The 4986-nt window shown below is 62.6% G+C and carries 5 protein-coding genes; 2 read left to right on the top strand and 3 right to left on the bottom strand.

What is annotated here, in order from left to right; translation table 11 throughout:
- Nucleotides 1-212 (bottom strand): hypothetical protein (locus NKH60_RS34540; protein ID WP_352875060.1); only part of this gene is annotated, 212 nt, incomplete at its 3' end.
- On the opposite strand from NKH60_RS34540, the gene tyrS reads away from it, so the two are divergent.
- The gene (tyrS, locus tag NKH60_RS34535; protein ID WP_352501564.1) at nt 199-1452 is read left to right on the top strand and encodes a tyrosine--tRNA ligase; all 1254 of its coding nucleotides are present in this window, start codon (nt 199-201) and stop codon (nt 1450-1452) included. The genes NKH60_RS34540 and tyrS overlap by 14 nt on opposite strands.
- Nucleotides 1453-1999: 547 nt before the next feature.
- On the opposite strand, the gene NKH60_RS34530 is transcribed toward tyrS, so the two are convergent.
- Together NKH60_RS34530 and NKH60_RS34525 are read right to left on the bottom strand one after the other, a co-directional pair.
- Nucleotides 2000-3094 carry an alkene reductase gene (locus NKH60_RS34530; RefSeq protein ID WP_352501563.1) on the bottom strand — a complete coding sequence of 365 codons (1095 nt, stop codon included), beginning with the start codon at nt 3092-3094 and terminating at the stop codon, nt 2000-2002.
- A gap of 58 nt (nt 3095-3152) precedes the next feature.
- Nucleotides 3153-3941 (bottom strand): SDR family NAD(P)-dependent oxidoreductase, encoded by a 789-nt coding sequence (locus NKH60_RS34525; protein ID WP_352472053.1) that lies wholly within the window; start codon nt 3939-3941, stop codon nt 3153-3155.
- A 110-nt stretch (nt 3942-4051) separates the two neighbouring features.
- On the opposite strand from NKH60_RS34525, the gene NKH60_RS34520 reads away from it, so the two are divergent.
- Nucleotides 4052-4615 (top strand): TetR/AcrR family transcriptional regulator, encoded by a 564-nt coding sequence (locus NKH60_RS34520; RefSeq protein ID WP_352472054.1) that lies wholly within the window; start codon nt 4052-4054, stop codon nt 4613-4615.
- The last annotated feature ends 371 nt before the right edge of the window (nt 4616-4986 follow it).

Here is a 4986-nt window from a genome sequence, read left to right as displayed (position 1 = left end):
ATCCACCATCGCGAATCTCCCTGCTCCAACCTCACAACAGAATCACTGATCGGCTTCTGTGCAAAGATCTCACAAGGGGAGAAGGCAAGAGGGTGTCGCAAAACCGGATTCCACTTTTGCTGATCGCGCTTGAGTGCTAAACGCCCGCCTTCATGCATAGCCGAGCCGCGTTCGGCCGGAAGCTTTTCGGGAAAGAAAATGTCCGCCTTCAAATCCGATTTCCTGCGCACGATGAGCGAGCGCGGTTTCATCCACCAGACCTCGGACGATGCCGGCCTCGACCAGCTTTTCGCCACGGAAACGGTGAGCGCCTATATCGGCTTCGACGCCACCGCCAGGAGCCTGCATGCCGGGTCGCTGATCCAGATCATGATGCTTTACTGGCTGCAGCAGACCGGCCACCGGCCGATCGCGCTGATGGGCGGCGGCACCTCGATGATCGGCGATCCGTCGTTCAAGGACGAGGCGCGCAAGCTTTTGACGCCGCAGGACATCGAGGACAATCTCGCCGGCATCCGCCGCAACTTCACGCCCTACCTCAAATTTGGCGGCGGCCCCAACGACGCCGTCATGATCAACAATGCCGACTGGCTGATGGACATCAACTACGTCAATTTCCTGCGCGATGTCGGCCGGCATTTTTCGGTCAACCGCATGCTGGCCTTTGATTCGGTCAAGCTCCGGCTGGATCGCGAGCAGTCGCTGTCGTTCCTCGAATTCAACTACATGATCCTGCAGGCCTACGACTTCGTCGAGCTCTACAAGCGCCTCGGCTGCCGGCTGCAGATGGGCGGCTCCGACCAGTGGGGCAACATCGTCAACGGCATCGATCTCGGCCATCGCATGGAAGGCGCGCAGCTCTATGCGCTGACCACGCCGCTGCTCACCACCTCGTCCGGCGCCAAGATGGGCAAGTCGGCCTCGGGCGCGGTCTGGCTCGATGCGGAGATGCTGAGCCCATACGAGTTCTGGCAATACTGGCGCAACACCGAGGATGCCGATGTCGGCCGTTTCCTGAGGCTCTACACGACCCTGCCACTCGCCGAGGTCGGACGCCTCGAACGGCTCGGCGGCTCGGAGATCAACGAAGCCAAGAAGATCCTCGCCACCGAAATCACCGCCATGCTGCATGGCCGCGAGGCGGCGGAGGAGGCCAGCGAAACGGCGCGTAAGACGTTCGAAGAAGGGGCGCTCGCCGAAACACTGCCAACCGTCGAGGTGGGCAGGACCGATCTTGAAGCCGGCGTCGGCATATTGTCGCTGTTCGTCACCGCCGGGCTGGCCGGGTCCAACGGCGAGGCACGGCGGCATATCCAGGGCGGCGCCGTGCGCCTCAACGACCAGCTCGTGGCCGACGATCGCAGGATGGTGACGCTGCAGGACCTTGGCCCGGAAAACGTCGCGAAACTGTCGCTCGGCAAGAAGAAACACGTTCTGGTGCGGCCGGTCTGACCAGGGCCCGGTACTTCCTGTTAGATCTTTTCCGAAACCGGTTTCATCTTGCGGCGCTGACCTTCGGTTCGGAATCACCGCCGAGGCTAATCAGCTAGCTCCCGAGAATGGCCGAGGTGCCATTCGTCTCATCGATCGGATCGAGCAGGTAGCGCAAATAGCGGACGTTCTGCGGCGCTTCGATGAACGTCTTGTTCGGGGCACGGAAGCGGACTTGCGGCTTGGAGGCTTGGAGGCTTGGAGGCTTGGAATGTGAGAAGCGGACGTTCAGGCGCCCCCATGCATCGACGCGATCTGACCCATTCACGACAGTCGAAATCACGGTGAACGGGTCCGCTTGCGCCGGTAAAGCGAACGTACGACGTGCTACGAATCTCGCCTGGCTGGTCCTGGGCGGACCAGAGGAGCTAACGTCTATGCTATAGCCCTCCATGGCCCTCCTGAATCCCTGGGTTTGGACACCAGTTCGAGCGGAGCGCCAGAGAGATGCCCTGAGGCGCTGCTGTCACGTGGGATGGCTGCCTCGCAGGCGCCGCCCTCCGATAGCTCATGGGCGGCTTGAGGCGGCGATCGCGGGATAGTCGGTATAGCCAGCGGAGCCGCCGCCATAGAGCGTCGCCGAGTTGAACTCCGTCAGCGGCGTGCGCGTCTTCAGCCGTTCCACAAGGTCGGGATTGGCGATGAACGGGCGCCCGAAGGCGAAGAGGTCCGCCTTGCCCTCGGCGAGCCGCGACGCCGCGAGGTTGAGGTCATAGCCGTTATTGGCGATATAGGTATTGTTGAAGCGCCGGCGGAGCGATCCGAAGTCGAACGGCGCGACATCGCGCGATCCGCCCGTGGCGCCCTCGACGACATGGATATAGACGATGCCCAAAGCATCGAGTTGATCGACGATATAGTCGAACTGCGCCTGGGGGGCGCTGCTCGAGACGCCGTTGGCGGGCGAGACGGGCGAAATCCGGATGCCGGTGCGCTCTGCGCCGATCTCCTCGACCACCGCAGTCGCAACCTCCAGCATCAGCCGGGCGCGGTTCTCGACCGATCCGCCATAAGCATCCGTGCGGACATTGGCACCGTCCTTGGCGAACTGGTCCAGCAGATAGCCGTTGGCGCCATGAATCTCGACGCCATCGAAGCCGGCCTCAATGGCGTTCGCGGCTGCTTGCCGGAAATCGTTGACGATCCCCGCAAGCTCGTCGAGCGCCAGCGCGCGGGGCTCCGAAACCTCGACAAAGCCGTTGTTCACGAACGTCTTGGTCGCGGCCCGGATTGCCGAGGGCGCGACGGGCGCGGCGCCGTTCTCCTGCAGATCGACGTGCGAGACGCGGCCGACGTGCCAGAGCTGCAGGAAAATCCGCGCGTCCTTGGCGTGCACCGCGGTCGTGACCTTTCGCCAGCCGTCGATCTGAGCCTGAGAATAGATGCCGGGCGTGTCCTGGTAACCTTGTCCCTGCCGCGAGATCTGCGTGGCCTCGGAGATCAGCAGGCCGGCGGAGGCCCGCTGGCCGTAATACTCGGCGGCAAGGTCGCCCGGAACGAAGCCCGGGCCAGCGCGATTGCGCGTGAGGGGCGCCATGACGATACGATTGGAGAGCGTCAGCGAGCCGAGAGAATAAGGCTCAAAAAGTGCTTTGTTGGTCATAGGTCACCTTGTTTGTCCCCGCCGCGACGAGGTCGTTATCAAATGGTTTCGTTGGTGCTCAGGCGACCTTGCGGTACCGCTCGGCGGGATGTTCGTTCCGATAGTTCGGAAGCATGGCCTGGCGCGCGGCCTGAAGCGCATCCCACTGCCCGGCATCGGGAAGCGGCGGGATGGTCACCGGTTCGCGGCGGTCGAAGCCGACCAGCGCCGCATCAACCAGATCGTCCACCTCCATCACGTTGGAGAGCGTGTTGATGTCGGCGCCGACGTGGTCCCAGATCTCCGTACGCGTCGTGGCGGGCAGCACGGCCTGGACGTAGACACCCTTCGGCGCGAGCTCGAGGCTGAGCCCCTGCGACAGAAACAGCACGAAGGCTTTGGTTGCGCCGTAAACCGTCATCCCGAACTCCGGCGCCAGCCCGACCACGGAGCCGATGTTGACGATCGACCCTTCGCCAGCTTTCGCAAGACGCGGGGCGATGGCGCTGGCAAGTCGCAGAAGCGCGGTCGTGTTGAGCGCAACGAGCCGGGCGACGTCATTGGTACTCTGCTCGATGAAGCTTCCGCCGATGGCTGTTCCGGCATTGTTGACGAGAATCCCGATGCGGGCGTCATCGCGCAGCCTCGTCTCTACCGTTGCAAGCTCGGCAGGCTGCGTAAGATCAGCCTGGATGATATCGATCGCAACGCCAGTTTCCTGACGGAGCCGGGCTCCCAGTGCCTCCATTCGTGCCACGTCACGGGCAACCAGCACGAGGTCGTGTCCGCGGCGGGCGAACCGTTCGGCATAGGAAGCTCCGATGCCCGTGGAGGCGCCGGTGATGAGGACTGATGGAATGGTGGTCATGGCATTGCTCTTTTCTCTGATGGAACCTATATTCATGACGATCATCATGATTGCGGCTAAATATGATGGGCATCATGTAAATGTCAACGGGGCCGACGGAGAATTTTGAAATGAAGGTCAGTCGAGAGCAGATGACGGAGAACCGTCACCGGATATTGGATGCGGCCAGCCGGCTGTTTCGCGAGAAGGGGTTCGACGCGGTCAGCGTGGCGGAAGTGATGAAGGCCGCCGGGCTCACCCATGGCGGCTTCTATGGCCATTTCAGTTCGAAGGACGACCTGATCGCGCAGACCCTTGCCCACGTCCTCGCCGCGGACTCAGGCGGAGGGGGCGATCTTCGCGCTTATGTAGGTTCCTATCTTTCGCCCCGGCATCGCGACAACTGCGCCGGCGGTTGCCCGACGGCGGGCCTTGCCGCAGCCATCCGCCATCAGACCCCGGCTGCACGCTCGGCCATGACGGAAGGCCTACGATCGCAGATCGACCGTATCGGCAAGGCGCTCCCGGAGTTGGATCCGGCAGACAGACGCCGCGCGGCGATCGGAAGCTGGGCAGCGATGGTGGGGGCAGTAATCCTCGCCCGGGCGATCGACGATCCCGCGCTCTCGGATGAAGTGCTTGAGCAGACGCGTGCCTGGGTCGATGCCGGGATCAGCCAAGTGTCTGCCAGCTAGGTGGTCTGCGGCAGGAGTGCTCTTGTCGAGAGCAATGCGGCTATCGGCGTTGGTTGGGTGGCTATCTTGCAGAATATCGCACGGCAGCGTGCAATCAGCGGGATCCGCGGACCAAGAGGGTTTCGAACTTCCCTGTTGAGGGAACCATGCTGTCGCCCAATTTCCGCTAAACTGGCGAATGAAGCCGTTCAACGGCAGAACATCGAATGACCGCTCCTGGCGCAACTACGCCCTCAAGCGCGATCGCCGGTGATGTCCGCTGTAAGGCGGTGGCACAACTAACTTTAACGGCCGACATTGCTGAAGGGTTTCGGGTGCCGTCAGGCGTACGAAAGTCTCTGATGCAGGAACCCGCGGGCCGCAGGCGGTGA

This window comes from Mesorhizobium sp. M1006 (genome assembly GCF_040318825.1).
Lineage (GTDB): Bacteria > Pseudomonadota > Alphaproteobacteria > Rhizobiales > Rhizobiaceae > Mesorhizobium.
The sequence above is the reverse complement of the archived record's forward strand: the minus strand, read 5'-3'. Positions and strand labels throughout refer to the sequence as shown.

Coding starts and splice junctions, on each gene's coding strand:
- NKH60_RS34525 (WP_352472053.1), bottom strand. CDS start 3,941: ATGACCACCATTCCATCAGTCCTCATCACCGGCGCCTCCACGGGCATC.
- NKH60_RS34520 (WP_352472054.1), top strand. CDS start 4,052: ATGAAGGTCAGTCGAGAGCAGATGACGGAGAACCGTCACCGGATATTG.
- NKH60_RS34530 (WP_352501563.1), bottom strand. CDS start 3,094: ATGACCAACAAAGCACTTTTTGAGCCTTATTCTCTCGGCTCGCTGACG.
- tyrS (WP_352501564.1), top strand. CDS start 199: ATGTCCGCCTTCAAATCCGATTTCCTGCGCACGATGAGCGAGCGCGGT.